Below are 17,369 nucleotides of genomic sequence, written 5' to 3'. Positions count from 1 at the left end.
CGCTGTAATTTAGTTGCGTTGCATACTTACTCCTCCGGATAACAGACGTTGTAATAACTCAGGAAAGCGCAGCGCCACGGTTATCCAAATGAGTATTTGTACAGTAAGCGCCACAACGATAGGCTGCTGGTGTTCAAGATGGGTTACGATGGCACCGCCCATATAGGCAATCAGTAATAACGAACCCAGTACGCCTGTTCGGGGTATAATGAAGAGCACTACTGAAATAAGTTCGATCAATCCTATAAACCGATAGGTGCCAGCGTCAAGACCTATCGATGCGGCTTGTGCCAGTGCCGATTCATTTTGACTTAATTTAAGGTAAGCACTAAAAGTGAATAGCAGGGCTAATACAATAGTCAATACCCAACCACTTGTTTTGATTATTTTTTGTGTCATGATTATAGTTTTTTAGTAAAATGTAAACTCCTATCCGAACGATATGCTTTTGTAATCTGTTCCTTAAAACATAGCAGTTACCCAAAGGATAGCGGTTACAAAAAGGATACTATGCATACAAAAGAATCTTGCAACAAAGCCATGCTCGCCATACGCGACACATTAGATGTAGTGGGGGGCAAATGGAAATTGGTACTGATTAGAATTCTGTTTAGCGGTAAAAGGCGCTTCAGAGAATTGTCAAGAGAGGCAGGTATAACACCACGCATACTGTCGAAGGAGTTACAGGAAATGGAAATGAATGGTTTGATTACGCGCACTGTCTGTGATACGAAACCAGTAACCGTGGAGTATGCCCTTACACCTTACAGCGAAACATTAAAGGACGTATTAATTGCCATGGAGAAATGGGGACAAGAACACCGGAATAAAATTTTTGCGGAATAAAACCTACCTTATTGCATTTCTACTAAGCTGCATTTATTTACTTGTTGAACAAAGTATGCTGCGAAGCAGTGTAGAAATTTCGCCATACACGATTCATTTCAGAGTCGGAAGTTGCAGCTTTTAATCCGCCATAAGGATAGAGTATATGCATGCAGGACTTCGCTGTTTGTACCAAATCATGGCTTACACGACTGATATCCTTTAAGAGATCTATTTGAATTATTTTCTTTGCTTCCAGTATTTCCCAGGATGCGATTACGGTTTCAAAAAAAACGCTCCTCGACTGATTGATTGAATGATGCAGTTCCTGTAAAGCATGTTCTCTTTTTAAATCACCTGCAGGCGATTTAAAATTTTTTAGCGCAATTTCATGTTCAATTAATTCAATAAAGCGACACGCCATACCTGACATGTTTACGGCAAGGGTTGTTTCTGCAAGTTGTAGAAAAGGATATTGATATACGGGACTATCTAATACAAGATGATCAGTATCAATGATGAATGAACGATTAACAGGTACTGTCAGATCAGTAACTTTAAAAGCATGACTTCCGGTAGCCAGCATTCCCATGGTCTTCCAGGTTTTCATTAATGCCACTTCACTGCTGTGCAGAATGAAAGTAGCTATTTGTGGTGTGCCGTCTCCATGGTAAACTTGCTCATTATTTTTTCGGATGAAGCAATTAACCGTAAAAGCGGTTGCATGCAAGGCACCCGAAGCATAAGGCCATGAACCATTTAAAACAAAACCGTTTTCAGTCAAGTCTGCATAACCATTTATTGCGCCACTACCGGCAATGCATAGCTCTTCGTTTTTAAAAAGCGATTCGGCAATAGACTGTGGTATAAAACCAATAAACCACCCGGCACCTGCACAAAGGGTAACTACCCATCCCAGACTTCCGTCTACCCAGCTTAAGGCCTCTTCAAGTTTTAATGCTTCCGGTAAGGATCGCTGGAGTCCTTCAAATTCAGAAGGCACAAATAATTTGAACCATTGGTGCTCGTATATAATATTGAGTTGTGCCGGATGTAGCATAGCCATTTGTTCGGCATCAGGTGCAAGTGTGCGCAGTATTGTAATGAGTTGCTTATCTATAATGGAAGATGGATGGTGTATGTTATATGCCATGGAGTCTTGATTGTTTACGAGCCGTTGCAGTCCAATCTAAATAACCTTTACAGGCTACAACAAAAAGTATGAGTGTAAGCACTGCAAAAAGTGTAAGCCCTTTTGTAAATAATAATGGTATAGCAAAAGCATTTGAAATGTTAAGTAAAAGCCAGTTTTCGACTTTACGCCTGGCGAGTAACCACATGCCAGCCCAACCTGTTGCACTTACCCACGAATCCCAAATGGGATTTTCAGATGCCGTAAAATGAATAAGAAAAAAGTAAAGCAACAGCCAGCCAAAAGCAACAATACCTATAGTGATGTACCAGTCTTTATGTGTATTGAAAGTAATGTTTACCCTGTTGCCTTGCTGTTTTGCCTGCCAGTAATACCAGCCGTACACACTCATCACCAGGTAGTACATGTGCAGTAAGCATTCTGCATAAAGCTTTACCTGATATAAGCTGTAGATAGAAAGCGTGGTGGCAATTATACCTGCGGGATAAAGCCACACATTATTGGCCCGTGCAAGCAAGACTTCAGTTACACCAAAAACCAATACCGCCAATTGAATGGCATCAATTTTAAGATAGCTCAATAGTTCATTGATCAATTTCATAAGGCAATAATTAAGTTATTGCCCAAGAAGTACAGAACATACTTACTGGTAATCTCTTTCCCTACGCTGGCATTATCCAGATCAGGTTTACAGGAGCTTGTGGTCTCCAAAAGGGTATAATCTCAGCCTTTATTTCAGTTGATTGCTGAACCAACCAGGCACCCCTTGAGCAATGGGTCGAAGGTAAGCACAAATTTTTTATTTGTTAACAAGAACGAGAAGTAGGTTTAACTTTTTGTTATTAATGTTAAGTATTGAGGAAGAAATGTGTTGAAATAGGAATGCTGATGGATAGATGACCATTTCCACTAACTCAAGAATGTAATGATATTTGTTACATTTGGGATAGTATTATACTTGCCCGATGATTCTTACATTGTAAGATCACCCTTTGCAAGCCATTGAAATTCGCCTATGAAAAGACTATTTTATTTTCTCTGCATCGTTTCTGTTTTCTCTCTTACCAGTTGCATCACCATTATTGAAGAAATCTTTTTAAACAAAGATGGATCTGGGAAATTTTTATTGACAATGGATTTAAGCGCAGTAATGGATATGAAGGAAATGCTTATTGGCAGACTGGACGCTGCAAATCAGGATTCATCTAGTTTTTTGCAAGAGAAGTTTGATTCCATCATCTATTTTAGTGACATGAAGGATTCCGTCAGAGCAACGTTGCGGTATCCACATTTAGTAGAGAAGGCTCACTTGCAGCTTAAAGGAGATGAGGAGGCTGGAATATTTCAAGTAACACTTCATTTCCCCTTTGCCAACCTGGAAGAGATAAGTCAGTTTCAAGAGGACATTCAGCGTTATGGAAAGGGTGGTGTGAATAAAGAAATGACTTCGGGTTTTTTAGGATACCAGACTACTTTTAGCAAAACAAAAAAATCTATACAGAGAACTACAGTTTTCATTGAGCCTAAAGAAGTCAAAGAAGAACACAAATTGGCGGAGAGCATGAGCAAGATGATGTTCGCCACAGCCCGTGTTAAAACTATTTACCACCTACCTGGCAAAGTTAAAAGTACCACCATACCCGGAGCAATTATCAAAGGCAATCTATGCGAACTTGAATTACCTTACCCTGATTTCATCAACAGAAAAAAGTCCTTGGACGGGATTATTGTTTATAAGTGATTTTCAGGTCAGCTTATTATTTCTTTTACTAAAGAATCAAGCAAACGGGATTCCGCCCTTTTCAAATTCTTTTTTCACTTTGCTCCTGCAGGTGTATGTTGGCGCGGATCACATTTTGGTGAATGACTTCCTCAAGTTTGGCAGCTGTTTCTTCTAACAACTTGATAATTTCTTTATTTTCTGTGGTCATTGATTCTTTGTCAAGAATACTGACGAGCCCAAGCAGACTGGCCAGCGGTTGCCTGGTTTCGTGAGATTGCGACCAGGCTATGCGCCTGAGCTGAATCTGCTTTTCTTCATTGAGGATTTCGATTTCCTTTCGGTCGCTGATGTTATGAACATTGAGCAACACGCCAATCAACTTACCATCGTCTGCGTATACAGGTGTATATTCCGATCGTACCCAAAAACTCATCTGTGCGTAATGCATTTCACGCTCGCTGATGATGGGTTCTTTTGAATGAATAGTTTGTTCGAAATTTGTTTTGAATGCTTCAAAAATAGCTTCATCTCCTTCTTGCCTGTAATTCAACAGGCTATCGCCAATCACCATGTCGCGATTATACAAGAGCTTGCTGCCATCGCGAGCCCATTTATTAAAAAAGATTATCCGATAATCATCGGCAACTAAAAATATTGAAGACTTGATGCTATCGAAGATAGCTTTCAATATTTGGCGGGACGTCAGTAGTTCTTCGTGTATTTTTTTTAGGGCAATATCGGGTTCTGTACAATGGTCATTGTTCATGGGGTGGATGGGCTTGGATATCTAAAGATAAACATAATCTGATTTGCCTTTTTGATCGAGCGCAATTATTTCGCGGCTTGTATCTTCATTTACAGAAGTGGTCGCAATTTATGTTGAGATATGGAAATAGTATGACGATCTGCCATATACTTCTTCTTTGAAGAGCAACTCCTTATCAGCTGCCAATCTTTGAAAGATTATTTTTTCATCATCTTAAACCATGATAGACTAGTGTTGTCTAAGACTGGCTATGAAAATCTACTTATCGTTCAGTTTACTGTATGTCTGTTTTATTATTGTCGGCTGTGCAGTAGAAACAGGAGCTCAACCTGGCTTGGTATCGAGTAACATTATTGTTGACAACCGGAATAGAACCTATTTGATTAAGCTGCCAGTAAAACCTAATGATGCACCAAAAGCCTTATTAATCGCACTGCATGGCGGTGGAGGAAGTGCTGCACAATGCGAACGCGATTATGGTTGGACAGAAAAATCGCTCTCAGAAAATTTTATTGTAGTCTATCCTGACGGTGTGCCCAGCGACAGACCACTGAAGTTAAGAACCTGGAATGCTGGTAATTGCTGCCACTATGCCAGCGAAACTAATGTTGATGATGTCAAATTCATTTCAACCCTCATCGATCATCTTGCTTCAAAATATACGATCAATAAGAAAAGAGTATATGTTACAGGGATGTCGAATGGCGCCATGATGGCTTATCGGCTCGCCTGCGAGATTCCTGAAAAGATTACAGCAATAGCGACTGTTAGTGGTACCTTAATGACACAATCATGTAGTCCTTCACGTTCGCTCCCCATCCTGCACATACATTCAGTAAACGATGAAAAAGTACCTTACGCAGGAGGCAACGGTATTTTCGATTATAAATTTAACAGCGTTGATTCTACCCTGAACACCTGGACTTCCCTCAACCACTGCAACGATCCATTGCCTTCGGTAACCAGGAAAGAACTTTATACACTTTACGAGTGGACCTCCTGCGACCAGGTGATTAAAAGTTATGTTACAAACGATGGAGGGCATGCCTGGCCGGGTGCTGTAAAATCAAGGTACAGGGCCGATAACCCATCGCAGGCCTTCCAAGCAACGGACATGATATGGGATTTCTTTAAAGAGTTTCAATTGCCATAATTATTATACTATCCACTTTTATGAAAAAAACAGGAACCGTACTTTTTGTTGCACTGCTTACTTTAGGCAACATGGCATTTTCTCAAGACAGCAAAACACAGGCACAGAAAATGACCGATAAGATGAAGACGAACTTAAGCCTGACTGATGAGCAGGCCAAAGAAGTTTTGCCAGTCAATGAAAGCTTTACCGAAACAATGGCAGCACTACGTGTGAGCAATGAAGGCAAACTCGCGAAATATCAAAAGTTTAAAGCAGCGGATGACGAAAGAGATAATGCACTGAAAAAAATATTAAGCAAGGAACAGTATCTGCTCTTTAAAGAACAAAAAGAAGAGAACAGGGAAGCCATGCGGGAGGCAAGGAAGAAAAAAGGAAATTGATCAATACCCTGTTGAAGTAAATTTCCTTAAAAAACCCTTTTTAACAGCGTGGCTCGCATCATAAGCCAGATAAGCTGAAAATATGCTTGTCTCTTAAATCCAAAGCCGGAGCAATACTCGTAAGTATTGAAAATTCAGGAGTATGAATAAGCATAAGAGTATACAGGCCGCCTTTTTGAGTGCTATAAGGAATAACCGTAAAAACAACGCCATGATGATTTTGCGTGCCTATGCAAGAACCTGGGTTTTGCAGGAAGAGAATAAAGGAGTGTAAGATTTAATACCAAGCCTGTTTACAGGCAGCTTATATTATTTTGTAAGTGATTTAAAGTCTAAGGAGATCTCCTTAGACTTTTTTAATTATCAGGTTAAAATCAGTTAAAGCCTTCGCTGAAAAATTTCATAGGCCTTGTATCGATTGCCTTGATAAAAAATATGATTATCTCTTAAATCTTTTTTCAAGACAGAATTTCAAATAAAAAGCTACTTATTAGATCCTACTTAATAGGGGTAACGAATGACGCTGGCATTGATTTGTTTTACCCCATTATAAAAAAACTAAAATGCCAACCGTTATGAGACCCGAATTGGAAAGCAAACAATTTCTAAAGGCTGTGGGGAATAAACTGCAGTCCTTACGGGAAGAGCAAAAGAAAGAACCTGAAGCCGTTGCCAAAGCGCTTAAAATTACGCCCGTGTTGCTCATGCGCATTGAACAGGGCGACTATGACCTACCCCTTGATTTACTAGTAGCGCTCTGTGAGGTTTATAAAATTACTCCCTACCATTTTTTTGAGGATGTAATAAACAACCTTCGTTTGTGATCCGCACGGGAGCCATGGTAAGAATCGAACAGATTGTCAGCAACGATGATGCTGATACCATTAACATATTAAGTCGTTAAGCGGTATAAGACTGAACCTGAAATGCTTCTGCGCCTGTTATGATTGAAGTATCACCTTTTTTAGTTTCCCCTGTCTTGTCTTGGTCAAGAATTGTCTTTGTTGAATAAAAGTTTTTTTATCTGGTATAAGATGCGATAAGAGTTCATAAACATACTTAAGGTTTTCCTTCAGCTGAGGATTACAATTACCAACCTCGACTTTGCTTAATACACCCATAAGTCCATTTTGGTATTTGGCTAATTCTTCCATGTCTGAGATCGGAATCACTATGCGGAAGCTTGAATTTTTAACTTCTTCGATCATGATTTTTACCAGTTTTAGATACTAATTTACCATAAGTAGGTAAATATGCCAATTACTTTTACCAGTTTTATTACTTTTTTTACCAATAACATATATTTATATACCTAAAGTAGATATATGGGACTAACTAAGCTCGGAGAATACTTTGAGAAGAAGTCGATAAACAAGTCAGGGATAACCCGAAAAACTGGCATTGGTAAGAATAGACTAACCAGGCTTTCTAATGATCAAAGTACTCGTTTACTTGCTGATGAACTTTACCTAATTGCATTGGCTCTTGACATAAAGCCAACTGAATTGTTGGAGTATGTATGTGGAGAATTAAAGCTTAAGAAGGGGAAATGATACCACATGCTCAAGGATGTCTTAATAGAAAATTTGGATGTGGTCTTTTGCGGTACAGCAAAAGGTAAAGCATCCACACAACTTGGATACTACTATGCTGGCCCTAATAACAAGTTCTATACAATTTTAAATAAAGCCGGTTTTACTCCGAAAAGATTATTGCCTAGTGAGTGTTATGAAATCAATAAATACAAGATCGGTCTAACTGATCTTGTTCATACACAATCAGGTAACGACAATCAAATTGATGACGAAAGCTACGAAGTTGAGGGCTTCATATCTAAAATGGAAAAGTATAACCCAAAATTCATCGCCTTCACAAGTAAAAAAGCAGCATCTTTTGCTCTTGGATTTCGAGGCGTAACAAGTTTAATCGACTATGGACTGCAGAAAACACAAATAGGTAATTCCAAGGTTTTTGTCCTTACATCTACTTCAGGAAATGCCAGAAGATATTGGGACGAGGCCTATTGGCTGGAATTAAGGGGAATGTTAAAGTGCTGATTATCTGTAGTTTATTATTAATGTAACCTCAAAGCATATATAGTATCAAGTAAAACGAACAAGTGAACTATCAAAAAGTAATATCAGGATTTCAGACTAGTACCAATGAGGGGCTCAAAACCCTTTTTGAGGGGTATGGACAAAAGCTTTTCGGTTTTTCGGTAACCCATTTTCATATTAATGAAGATGAAGGGTATGATGTTCTCTATAAAACAATAGAAACGGTAGGCAAGGTAATTACGCGATATGATTTTAGTTCAGAAAATCATTTTGCCAATTGGCTTTTCAAAATCCATAAGAACAATATCCTTCAATTACTGAGAAGTAAAAAAAGTAAAGAACAAGAATTTCAAACTGTTGACTTGAGTGATTGGGAAAACGAAGTAAGGGAGCTAGAGGATATGGATTTCCAGCTTGATATTTTCAAGCCTGTAATCGAACAAATTTCATCTATCAACCCCTACGATAGTTCTTCGAAAAACAACAAGCTTTTCTTAGCAATGCAGAAAGCATTACAACAACTAAGCGAGGTAGAAAGAGAGTTGCTTTTGTTAAGAATGATTAACTACAGCTACGATGAAATTGCAGCAATGCTGAATATTGAAAATAATCAGCTAAAAGTAAAGTTCATCCGGGCAAAGGCCAAATTGCAAAAGAAAACATTGGAATTACTAAACGACACATACAATGAAACAAAATAAGGAAACAAAACCATTCGAGAATTTGCTGATGGCATACATCACAAAAGAAGGTCAGGAAAACTTTGTTTCAAATACCTCAGACAAAGAAGCGGAGATCGTCTTTGCAAAGCAATTCAGCTCAGCACTCTCTCAAGATAGAGTAAACACTTTGATTTCATCTTTAACTGAATCTTTATCGAAAGATACCTTGGGTTCGTTAATTCAAAATGCATTGGCAAGCAGTGATACAAATATTAGCGAATTACAAGCCAATACTGGCTTAACAACTTCGCTTTTAGAGGACATAAAATCTGATATGGTCTTTACTAACAGTGTGCCGGTGAAGTCTCTTGTGAAGTTATTGAAACTTTTAAATGTTTCGTTAGAAAAGGCACAGTTAGCCATTGACGCCACTTTTGAAAGATTGAGTGCAGAGAGTAAGATGTTTTTGACAATTCCTACGAAGGCACAACCATCTTTCCGAAAAGGGATGTCTAACAACACTGGGGCCTTTGATATGGTAAGATTGAAATCTGATGAGAGTTATTTATATCAGAACAAAGAAGCTTTGGACAAATACACTAAACGTCTATCGGAATTATACAAAGAAATCTAAAGGACAGTAAAATGGATTGGAGCATATCAAAATTATCAGCCCTCAGACAATGTCATAGGAAATTCTACTTCGCCTATGAGTTATCTGATTTCCATTTCACTCATCCTATTAGAAGGAAGGCGTTTGAGTTGGCTCAATCAAAAAACCTAAGAATGTGGCAAGGCACTTTGATTGATAATTTTTTCAGTAAAAAAATAATTCCCCTGTACAAGGATAAAAAAAATATCAATTTCCAAGCCCTAGCAGATGAACTTGTAGCAATAGCAAAAACGCAATTTGCCTTTTCGGAGCAACATCTTTATAGAGATAAATCGGTTACCAAAACGAAAGCTGGAGACGCATTTCAGATATTAGATGTTCATGAATGTGGAGTTCCTTATGAAGAGGAAGATGTACTCAGCGTATATTCTACAATCAAGGAAATAATCTTACAAATACCACAATACCCAAGTCCAGAGGAAGGAAAAACATTGCATGAGTATCTAGTGTCGTCAAACTATTTACAAACCGACATTAAGTATTGGAGCTATGAATTCGAAGGAGTAAAGTTAAACCCTCAAATTGACTTGGTGAGGCATAAGAACAAGGCAATTCATGTAATTGATTGGAAAGTGTCAGATAGCAACACCAGCGATTACTCAAAGCAATTATACCTTGCCGGAATAGTTGCGTTTCACAACATCAAGAAAAGTAATCTTGAAAAACAATGGGCACCGCCCAAATTGGAAGACTTTTCATTGTTTGAAATTAATTTAATGAATGGCAATAAAAGACAACATCCATTTACAAAAGAAAGCGCAGCCGGGGCATTGGATTATGTCTATCAATTTAAAGATGAACAAGAGCAGCTTTCAGGAAGTAAAAAATGGGATGAACTAAATATTGAAGATTACATCACAACGGATAAAAGGGAAACGTGCATGTTCTGTAAGTTCAAGCCGTTGTGCATTCACTTAATTAAAAACAATTTCAAATACGATGAAAACGAATATTATAAATTGGTTTCGCGTCAGCAACTGGTCTGAGTTTAACTTTCAATATCGCTTAGTCGATGTTAAAATTGAAGGAGTAGGCAATGATACAAAATTGTTGAACAAGGCATTTTATAATGCCCTTAATCACCTTGCATATTCCACAAAAGGAGTTGTCGCTACAGCTTACCACGAAAACAAAAGATATGTTGCCGTGAAGGGCGATGCCATATTAAAGCAAGAGACTATTACTGGTAGTCCTATGAATGTCATATTGACACCGTTAGAAGGCGTATTTCAGTTGAACGCCAAAACTATAGATGATCAGAATCTTGACTTGGCTTTAAAGTTTTTAGATAGTGCTATCAACTGGCAACTGAACAAGAATAGAAATCTTTGGGATGCCGGAATAAATACCTTTTTAAAGAAAACGCCTCTACCTCTTTCCAATGAAATTGAAACCGATATTTATCAAGGTTTCAAGTTTAAGATTGTTGCAGCAGATAAAGACAACGTATTTATCTGTCTTGACTTAGCATACCGATATGCTGATAAGAAAACGCTATCTGAGCTTTTGAAAATAATACCTAAGGAAAGACACAATGATTTAGTATCTAATAAAAATTTCCTGTATTTAAATGGTGACGATTGGTACACTGTTAAAGGAAAATCAATTGGCGGTTCTATTTCAGAACACATGATGACCATTAATCAAAAGAATATATCGGTCTATGATTATATAGCCAATGATGGTAAATATGCTAACGCGAAATTTAAAGCGCCACTAAATAAAAACTCAGAAACCCTATTTTATTCTTATGCATCAAATGCAGCAAGTACTTTTGCTAGTGCTGCTTGCTTAGCGAAGCGAATTCGTTTTGCAGAAGACGATTTACACAGAAATTCAATCAACGATCCCAACAAAAGGTTTTACAAAGCGGAACTTTGCATTTCGAACTATTTTCAACATCTCAAATTCAATGGCGTTGAAATAAAAATTGACACTAAACCATATAAAAAGGATTGCAAGGTGTTTGGCCTTCCGGCATTAAAATATGGTAGAGGAGCGGTGCTTAATCCCTATGAAGGCACGGTTAAGTATGGCAAACCAATAGATACATTTCCAAAGCGCAGGCGAGAATTTGTTTTTAGGAATGGAATATTGTCAGAAACACCATTTACAAACCAATACTTATTCATTCCAGATAATGTATCTCTTCCCTTTGGTAAAACACTAAAGTATTATTTTGACAAAGGGATGAAAAATATTGCTCCACACTTTCCGGGCTTTATTATCCATGAATACTCAACCAAGAATGCGCCATTTGCTCACAAAGTCTTTTCTGATTTAAAAAAATATATTGAGCAAAACCGCTTGGCAGGTGGTAGCGCTATTTTTGTGCTCCCTGAAAGTTCCGGTGATGAGGGCACATTCATAAGATCGCTCCACAAGATTATAAAGAAGGAGTTATTTGATACCATTAAAATCAAATGTGTCAGCGCCACGAGCTTAAAACGATATTTAAAATTAGGTGTAAATGAAAGGTATCCTCTTTCCTACGCTGTTCCGGATGGATTAATGCGAAACTTTATTTCGTATCAAACAAATACTTTGTTTGAACATCTTATTATCAATAAGAAGTGGGCTTTTGCATTAGCACAAAATCTCAATCATGATTTGTACATAGGAATTGACGCTCATGAATTTTATGCCGGATTTTGTTTCTTTTTCGGAAACGGTGAAAAGATAGTATTTGAAGTTGATAAGGTTTCTAAAGGCACTGGTACATTCCGCAATGAAAAAATAAATTACAAAGTTATTGCTGATAAGATTTATGCTGTTCTATCCAGGCATTTGTCGGTGGAGGAACACAACCCAAAAAGTATTGTAATTCTTCGTGACGGGGTAAGCTACGGAGAAGAAGAAAAAGCACTATGTGATGCGATGCAGAGACTTTCTGACGCTAAGTTATTGGATAAGGATACCGTTCAAACTGGTGTCATTGACGTAGCAAAGTCTACCGCTGTGCCAGTCAGAGCTGCGGGATTTAACGGAAATTACCGATCTCTGGCAAATCCGGATTGCGGCACCTATTTCATGATGAATAAGAAGGATGCTTTTATTTTCAATACAGGCACGCCATACACTGTTCCTGGATCATCAAAACCAATTCATGTGTCGTTCACTTCCGGTAATATTGACTTCGAAAAGGCTCTCGAAGATATTTTCCGTTTAACTCAGATTACCTTTTCATCACCTGACAGGCCAACCTCATTGCCCTTGCCTCTGAAGCTAATTGACACTTTGATTAGAGATGTAGCTCACGAATATGATTTTGCATTTACGCAAGAGAAGGAGATCAAAGCTTTAGAACCAGTATTAAACTGAAAAAGAAATGAGCGACTTTAGTTTATTGTATAAAAAGTACAATTCTGTATCAAATCTCACAAATGATTTGAATAACTCAGTCATTACACTGAAGCGGAGAAAGGTTTCAACCATCAAAGCGAACAACGAGAAACATCCCCAACTTGCTGTTACGGAAGATGAAGTAGCGAAGGCTAACTCATTGCTCTTAGCTATTCTTTCTCTTTTGGATAGCTTCTACAAAGAGCAGGACACAAAGAACGAGTTGTACGAATTGATGGACAATGCCATGTTTCAAAATCAAATTTTAAAGAATGTTATCTTCAAGAGCGACATCAGCAACACTTTAGTAAAACTTAAATCAAATAAAGATTTAACTGAAAAGGATCTAATAAACATTGATAAATTCATTTCAATACTTGACAATGAAGCAGCGGTTCTTTTTAGAAAATTACGAACCAGCAGAGGATGAATAATTTTATAAAGGCATTGTATGCAGACCTTTTGCATCGGATTGATGTCGTTGCTAGCGACATCAAGAGCATGGAACATCATCAAGATATCAAGGATAGATTTATTGATGATACACTAAACCAATTCACACTTATTCGTAACGAGTTGCAAAGTGCCTTAGATACTGGTGTTTTGGAATTAGATATTTTTTCAGGAAATAATCTTTTTAGATTCAATAGAGTTCATAGAGAATTTAAGGCAATTCATTCTTATCGTTATCTAGCAATAAAGAACTATAAGGGACCGGAGATTTTTTTCTATCAGGTTATTTCTCAAATTTATTCAGAGCATCGAATAAGTGCATTACCGCCAATTGTTTCAACAATTAGTAATCATGACTATTATTATTGGGCAGTACCTTACTTCGAAATTATTGCATTGCCTTCAGGTGAAGAGCATAGCTTGTTGAACCTACCCGATATGTATCATGAGATTGGCCATCTTCTTCATTCAATGTTTGGAGGAAAAAGCTGTGAAGTTTCAGCTTCTGTCATAGACAAGCACTTTGCAAAAGAAATAGTTAGAGTGATTGATGACGGAACAGCCATCCATTTTCAAGAAACATTAGAACTCGCGAAATACTTGTGGCAAGCATCTTGGTTGGAGGAATTTAGCTGCGATTTGGTTGGAACCTATATGACTGGAGCATCTTATGCGTGGACAAATTTAAAGCTACTATCCACAGGACACGGTTCAACAAAGATTTTTGAATACTCGCAATCCCATCCAGCAGATGAAGCTAGAATGAGGATAATAATTTTAATGCTTGAAAAATTGGGGTTAACTGAAGACAAAAATCGTGTAGAAGTTGCCTGGAAAGTCTTCTTGAAAGATACTGAGGTTTTTAAGCCGACAGACTATGCCTTGTTATATCCGCAGAAACTATTACAACACATAGTTGATGAATTCTTTACGTTCTATCAGAATGCGGATTTAGCATCTCACCCCGAACTTCTTCATAAAGGAATTAATTCAATTTCTTGCCTATTAAATAATGCGTGGAACAACGCGCAGACCAATCCTGCTCAATACTTCACCTTTGAAATAGATTCCATAAATCAACTGAGGTCTAATTTTGGACTTCCAAAGATTTAGAATCTGTGAATCGTAATTAGAAAATGTCATACGTTGATTTCGCAAAGCATGGTGGAGTGACCCAGAATAATACCTAGCTGGAAAGGTGAATGATTACATCTGCATCAACGAGAATAAGTTTTTCATGCTTTTCCATTTTCATCGTCCGCACTTTGTTCTAATGGATTAAAACCGATAGCACCCATTAGCTCCAAATAATGGGACTCTGAAATCTTATCTGCTTCTAACAGACTGTTAGCCAATACTCCGTAGTCACCAATTACCTCATTGGCATTTCCGCGCTCGTACAAATAAGTAGAATAGCCATTTTGCGATGCCCCCCGCTTAACACCCACAGTAAGTTCATCGTAGGTAGTTTGCGATATGAATTCCAAGTTGAGCATACGGTAGAGCAAGGCTCTTCGTGATACACTATAAAATTGTTCTATTTTAAGAATGGTCTGCAATGAAATTGTTGCTCCCCTTTTTAATTCCTCATCTGGAATCATCTGCTTGATTCCTTCTTCTGGCAACAATAAAAATGCGGCAAACAAATCGGCTCTATACTCTTCGTGATCTTTGGTTCCATCAAAAGCGCCTACCGAACATTTTTGTGCGGTGAAGTTTTCCTGAATGAAAAGATGGTATAGTTCATGACCTATTGTAAAGTGTTGCTTGCCCAGACTCTGCTCGCAGTTCACCAGCATAAAACGGTTTTGCTCACCAAGTTTTATGGCCATGCCTGAAAAGGATTCAGACAAGGGCTTGAATAAGGTGAGTACATTGTATTTTAGCAATAGGCTTTTCAAGCGAATAGGCTCTGCACTGCTGAGCCCATTCTGTTGCCTGAAAGCAAATGCCTTTTTCTCTATCTCAACTTCTACGGCTCTGTTCCTCCTCATGGCTTAGTCGTTTCAGTTTGAGATAATTTTTTACAACCTTCTGAAAGCTGCCTATGCTTTGAAGGTCTGCTGCTGAAAGCCCATCGGTGCGGAACGCAAAGGCAAACGATGCCTGTTGCTCGGGAGTGGGTTCTTCGGCAGTTAAATCAGCCACTTCTACACAAAACAGATCAGCGAGTTTTTCCAGATGCAATAGTGGTATTTCGCGCTCGGCTGTTTCGTAGTAGCTGATTACCGGTCTCTTTACATCCAGATACAAAGCGACTTCTTCTTGCGAGAGGCCTCGCTTTTCGCGCAATGCAGCTAGATTTTTGCCGATAATTTCATTGAGGTTCATGCCTGCTGGTTAGGTAAGTTTGTTACAAAAAAACACCAATTTTATGTTTTAGTCAATATTTGTAACGTTTAATTCCAATGAAAAGTTGCTTAAAGTGCTGATTTTCAGCATAAATGATCTTTTTAATAAAAAACATTATATCAATCATACTCTTTTGTCTTTAACCAATTCTCCAGAAGCGATCAAATCACCATAAGCTTGATAGCAAAAAATTCCTACTGGCTGCGGGGAGTAAACTACAGTCGTTAAGGCAAGAGCAAAAGAAAGAATGCGAAGCCGTTGCCAAGACACTGCTTATACGCATCGAGCAGGGCGACTATGACCTGCCCCTTGATGTATTAATAGCACTCTGTGAGGTTTATGAAATTACGCCCTATCATTTTTTGAAGATGGAACAAACGATCTAAAGATTTGATCCGCATGTAAGCCATGTTAAAAGTTGAACAGATGATGTAATTTCGTCCACTGTTCTATATGTTATTATAGCACATCTCGAATTACGAATAATGCCAGATTTTAAATTCGGTGGAATAAATTTGCAGATACCATCCAGACAGCTGAGGAAGTACAAAATATAGAACAATGGCAATCACACTTTAAATGATGTAACCAGAACTAACCTGTACAATGCAAATTCAAAAGATCACCACCCGCTTTCTTGCGTATAACCTTTGGGCAAATGAGCGGCTTACATCCTGGCTTTTAACACTGCCAGGAGAAACGCTTTACGAAGTGACCAGCTCAAGCTTTGGAACAATCGATCGTACACTCCAACACATACTGGCAGCTGAAACGTACTGGCATCCTGTTATTGTGAAAGAAGAAATCAATGCGTTCAATCAGGATGTAAGAGAAAACGCTGTGGAGGAAGTGATCGTTGATCTTCTTGCAAGTTCACAAAAGTTGTTAAGCGACTTGTCATCCTTCAATGAGGAGCAGTTGTTGAAAGTTATTTCAGCTGCCGACAGCCAACAAAGTCGCTATGAGTACATCCTGCACCTGGTTAACCACGGCTCTTACCATCGCGGTCAGATTATCAGCCTGTGTCGGATACTGGGTGTAACAGCAGAAGTGCCCGTGACTGACTATGACGGCTATCTTTGGTGGATCGAGAATAGGTAATTTTGCTGGCAACTAGCCCTTCTTCACATAAATAGACTTAAGTGCCATCGCGCCAAAGCCGTCTATCTTACAATCAATGTTATGATCTCCGCTGGTGAGTTTTATGTTTTTTACTTTGGTGCCAGCCTTAATAGGTTTAGGCGCACCTTTCACCGGCAAGTCTTTGATCAGTACAACCGTGTCCCCATCCTGCAATACATTACCATTGGCATCTTTTACCGTTAATGAATCAGCATCTTCAGCAGTCGATACTGTTTCGGTAAGGTTTTCAACACTCCATTCGTGTCCACACTCTGGGCACATCATAGACGTACCGGTAGGGTAACCGTACGGAGACTGGCATTTGGGGCATTGTGCTGATTCTGGCATACGATAATTTTTCGCAAAGATACTCAAAGTGGTATCGGAAAAATCACGTGCAATCATTACCTATCGATTTAACTAATGAGGTCGAGCTTTGAGAAGGACGATAAGTAGACAGCGCTGTAGAGACTGAAAATCTTATTAGAGAAATGTTGAAAAGAAGAATTGACTGAAGCGCTGCCAAATAAAAAACCCTGAAACCATTATGATTCCAGGGTTTTTATTTTTGATGCAGAGGAGGAGGGTGTTTTTTTACTTTTACAACCACCTCACTTATAATGGTTTATTCGCTTCTTAATATCATAGTACCTATTTGGTACCGGGGTGACTAAATCAAAACCGATTCGAAATCCCTTTGATGTA

Annotated in this window: 23 protein-coding genes and 1 riboswitch; of the genes, 15 read left to right on the top strand and 8 right to left on the bottom strand. The window is 38.4% G+C overall.

Annotation, left to right across the window (positions count from 1 at the left end):
* Positions 1 to 9 precede the first annotated feature (9 nt).
* Positions 10 to 399, bottom strand: a complete 390-nt coding sequence (locus ACO1XM_RS10475; protein ID WP_486228624.1) for a DoxX family protein — start codon at positions 397 to 399, stop codon at positions 10 to 12.
* Positions 400 to 510: 111 nt separating this feature from the next.
* Here ACO1XM_RS10475 and ACO1XM_RS10470 point away from each other — a divergent pair, with 111 nt between their 5' ends.
* Positions 511 to 846, top strand: a complete 336-nt coding sequence (locus ACO1XM_RS10470) for a winged helix-turn-helix transcriptional regulator (protein ID WP_486228622.1) — start codon at positions 511 to 513, stop codon at positions 844 to 846.
* Between the two features lie 37 nt (positions 847 to 883).
* Here ACO1XM_RS10470 and ACO1XM_RS10465 read toward each other — a convergent pair whose 3' ends face one another.
* Positions 884 to 1,978, bottom strand: a complete 1,095-nt coding sequence (locus ACO1XM_RS10465) for an acyl-CoA dehydrogenase family protein (protein WP_486228620.1) — start codon at positions 1,976 to 1,978, stop codon at positions 884 to 886.
* Entirely contained in the window at positions 1,968 to 2,579 is a 612-nt protein-coding gene (gene pnuC, locus ACO1XM_RS10460; protein WP_486228618.1) for a nicotinamide riboside transporter PnuC, read from the bottom strand. Before pnuC ends, ACO1XM_RS10465 begins: the two co-directional genes overlap by 11 nt.
* Before the next feature lie 40 nt (positions 2,580 to 2,619).
* A riboswitch (TPP riboswitch) is annotated at positions 2,620 to 2,755 on the bottom strand.
* Positions 2,756 to 2,993: 238 nt separating this feature from the next.
* Between pnuC and ACO1XM_RS10455 the strand changes: the two genes are divergently transcribed.
* Positions 2,994 to 3,719, top strand: coding sequence for a hypothetical protein (locus tag ACO1XM_RS10455; RefSeq protein WP_486228616.1), 726 nt, complete (start codon positions 2,994 to 2,996; stop codon positions 3,717 to 3,719).
* 61 nt (positions 3,720 to 3,780) lie between these two features.
* On the opposite strand, the gene ACO1XM_RS10450 is transcribed toward ACO1XM_RS10455, so the two are convergent.
* Positions 3,781 to 4,467, bottom strand: coding sequence for a PAS domain S-box protein (locus ACO1XM_RS10450; RefSeq protein ID WP_486228614.1), 687 nt, complete (start codon positions 4,465 to 4,467; stop codon positions 3,781 to 3,783).
* 250 nt (positions 4,468 to 4,717) lie between these two features.
* Here ACO1XM_RS10450 and ACO1XM_RS10445 point away from each other — a divergent pair, with 250 nt between their 5' ends.
* The 4 genes from ACO1XM_RS10445 to ACO1XM_RS10430 all read left to right on the top strand — a co-directional run bounded on the left by ACO1XM_RS10445 (position 4,718) and on the right by ACO1XM_RS10430 (position 6,827).
* Positions 4,718 to 5,620, top strand: coding sequence for an extracellular catalytic domain type 1 short-chain-length polyhydroxyalkanoate depolymerase (locus ACO1XM_RS10445; RefSeq protein ID WP_486228612.1), 903 nt, complete (start codon positions 4,718 to 4,720; stop codon positions 5,618 to 5,620).
* 20 nt (positions 5,621 to 5,640) lie between these two features.
* Entirely contained in the window at positions 5,641 to 6,003 is a 363-nt protein-coding gene (locus ACO1XM_RS10440) for a hypothetical protein (RefSeq protein WP_486228610.1), read from the top strand.
* Positions 6,004 to 6,145: 142 nt separating this feature from the next.
* Entirely contained in the window at positions 6,146 to 6,277 is a 132-nt protein-coding gene (locus tag ACO1XM_RS10435; RefSeq protein WP_486228608.1) for a hypothetical protein, read from the top strand.
* Positions 6,278 to 6,578: 301 nt separating this feature from the next.
* Entirely contained in the window at positions 6,579 to 6,827 is a 249-nt protein-coding gene (locus ACO1XM_RS10430) for a helix-turn-helix domain-containing protein (protein WP_486228606.1), read from the top strand.
* 117 nt (positions 6,828 to 6,944) lie between these two features.
* On the opposite strand, the gene ACO1XM_RS10425 is transcribed toward ACO1XM_RS10430, so the two are convergent.
* Complete coding sequence (locus ACO1XM_RS10425; RefSeq protein ID WP_486228604.1) at positions 6,945 to 7,211, bottom strand: hypothetical protein; 267 nt, start codon at positions 7,209 to 7,211, stop codon at positions 6,945 to 6,947.
* Positions 7,212 to 7,328: 117 nt separating this feature from the next.
* On the opposite strand from ACO1XM_RS10425, the gene ACO1XM_RS10420 reads away from it, so the two are divergent.
* The 8 genes from ACO1XM_RS10420 (at position 7,329) to ACO1XM_RS10385 (ending at position 14,303) form a co-directional block, all read left to right on the top strand.
* On the top strand, positions 7,329 to 7,556 hold the full coding sequence (locus ACO1XM_RS10420) for a helix-turn-helix domain-containing protein (RefSeq protein ID WP_486228602.1): 228 nt from the start codon (positions 7,329 to 7,331) through the stop codon (positions 7,554 to 7,556).
* A gap of 6 nt (positions 7,557 to 7,562) precedes the next feature.
* Positions 7,563 to 8,060, top strand: coding sequence for a mismatch-specific DNA-glycosylase (locus tag ACO1XM_RS10415; RefSeq protein ID WP_486228600.1), 498 nt, complete (start codon positions 7,563 to 7,565; stop codon positions 8,058 to 8,060).
* 62 nt (positions 8,061 to 8,122) lie between these two features.
* Positions 8,123 to 8,761 (top strand): RNA polymerase sigma factor, encoded by a 639-nt coding sequence (locus ACO1XM_RS10410; protein ID WP_486228598.1) that lies wholly within the window; start codon positions 8,123 to 8,125, stop codon positions 8,759 to 8,761.
* Positions 8,748 to 9,356 carry a hypothetical protein gene (locus tag ACO1XM_RS10405; protein WP_486228596.1) on the top strand — a complete coding sequence of 203 codons (609 nt, stop codon included), beginning with the start codon at positions 8,748 to 8,750 and terminating at the stop codon, positions 9,354 to 9,356. The genes ACO1XM_RS10410 and ACO1XM_RS10405 overlap by 14 nt, the downstream gene beginning before the upstream one ends.
* 11 nt (positions 9,357 to 9,367) lie before the next feature.
* Positions 9,368 to 10,381 carry a PD-(D/E)XK nuclease family protein gene (locus ACO1XM_RS10400; protein ID WP_486228594.1) on the top strand — a complete coding sequence of 338 codons (1,014 nt, stop codon included), beginning with the start codon at positions 9,368 to 9,370 and terminating at the stop codon, positions 10,379 to 10,381.
* Positions 10,335 to 12,716, top strand: a complete 2,382-nt coding sequence (locus ACO1XM_RS10395) for an argonaute/piwi family protein (RefSeq protein WP_486228592.1) — start codon at positions 10,335 to 10,337, stop codon at positions 12,714 to 12,716. The genes ACO1XM_RS10400 and ACO1XM_RS10395 overlap by 47 nt, the downstream gene beginning before the upstream one ends.
* A gap of 7 nt (positions 12,717 to 12,723) precedes the next feature.
* On the top strand, positions 12,724 to 13,167 hold the full coding sequence (locus tag ACO1XM_RS10390; RefSeq protein WP_486228590.1) for a hypothetical protein: 444 nt from the start codon (positions 12,724 to 12,726) through the stop codon (positions 13,165 to 13,167).
* Positions 13,164 to 14,303: a hypothetical protein gene (locus ACO1XM_RS10385; protein WP_486228588.1), complete on the top strand. Its 1,140-nt coding sequence runs from the start codon at positions 13,164 to 13,166 to the stop codon at positions 14,301 to 14,303. The genes ACO1XM_RS10390 and ACO1XM_RS10385 overlap by 4 nt, the downstream gene beginning before the upstream one ends.
* 122 nt (positions 14,304 to 14,425) lie before the next feature.
* On the opposite strand, the gene ACO1XM_RS10380 is transcribed toward ACO1XM_RS10385, so the two are convergent.
* Both ACO1XM_RS10380 and ACO1XM_RS10375 read right to left on the bottom strand, forming a co-directional pair.
* Positions 14,426 to 15,184 (bottom strand): ImmA/IrrE family metallo-endopeptidase, encoded by a 759-nt coding sequence (locus tag ACO1XM_RS10380; protein WP_486228586.1) that lies wholly within the window; start codon positions 15,182 to 15,184, stop codon positions 14,426 to 14,428.
* Positions 15,156 to 15,521, bottom strand: coding sequence for a helix-turn-helix domain-containing protein (locus ACO1XM_RS10375; protein ID WP_486228583.1), 366 nt, complete (start codon positions 15,519 to 15,521; stop codon positions 15,156 to 15,158). The genes ACO1XM_RS10380 and ACO1XM_RS10375 overlap by 29 nt, the downstream gene beginning before the upstream one ends.
* 627 nt (positions 15,522 to 16,148) lie before the next feature.
* Between ACO1XM_RS10375 and ACO1XM_RS10370 the strand changes: the two genes are divergently transcribed.
* Positions 16,149 to 16,643, top strand: coding sequence for a DinB family protein (locus ACO1XM_RS10370; RefSeq protein ID WP_486228581.1), 495 nt, complete (start codon positions 16,149 to 16,151; stop codon positions 16,641 to 16,643).
* Positions 16,644 to 16,655: 12 nt separating this feature from the next.
* Here ACO1XM_RS10370 and ACO1XM_RS10365 read toward each other — a convergent pair whose 3' ends face one another.
* On the bottom strand, positions 16,656 to 17,012 hold the full coding sequence (locus ACO1XM_RS10365) for a zinc ribbon domain-containing protein YjdM (protein WP_486228579.1): 357 nt from the start codon (positions 17,010 to 17,012) through the stop codon (positions 16,656 to 16,658).
* Between the last annotated feature and the right edge of the window lie 357 nt (positions 17,013 to 17,369).

Source organism: Chryseotalea sp. (assembly GCF_057350905.1).
This window is presented reverse-complemented; position numbering and strand designations above follow the sequence as displayed.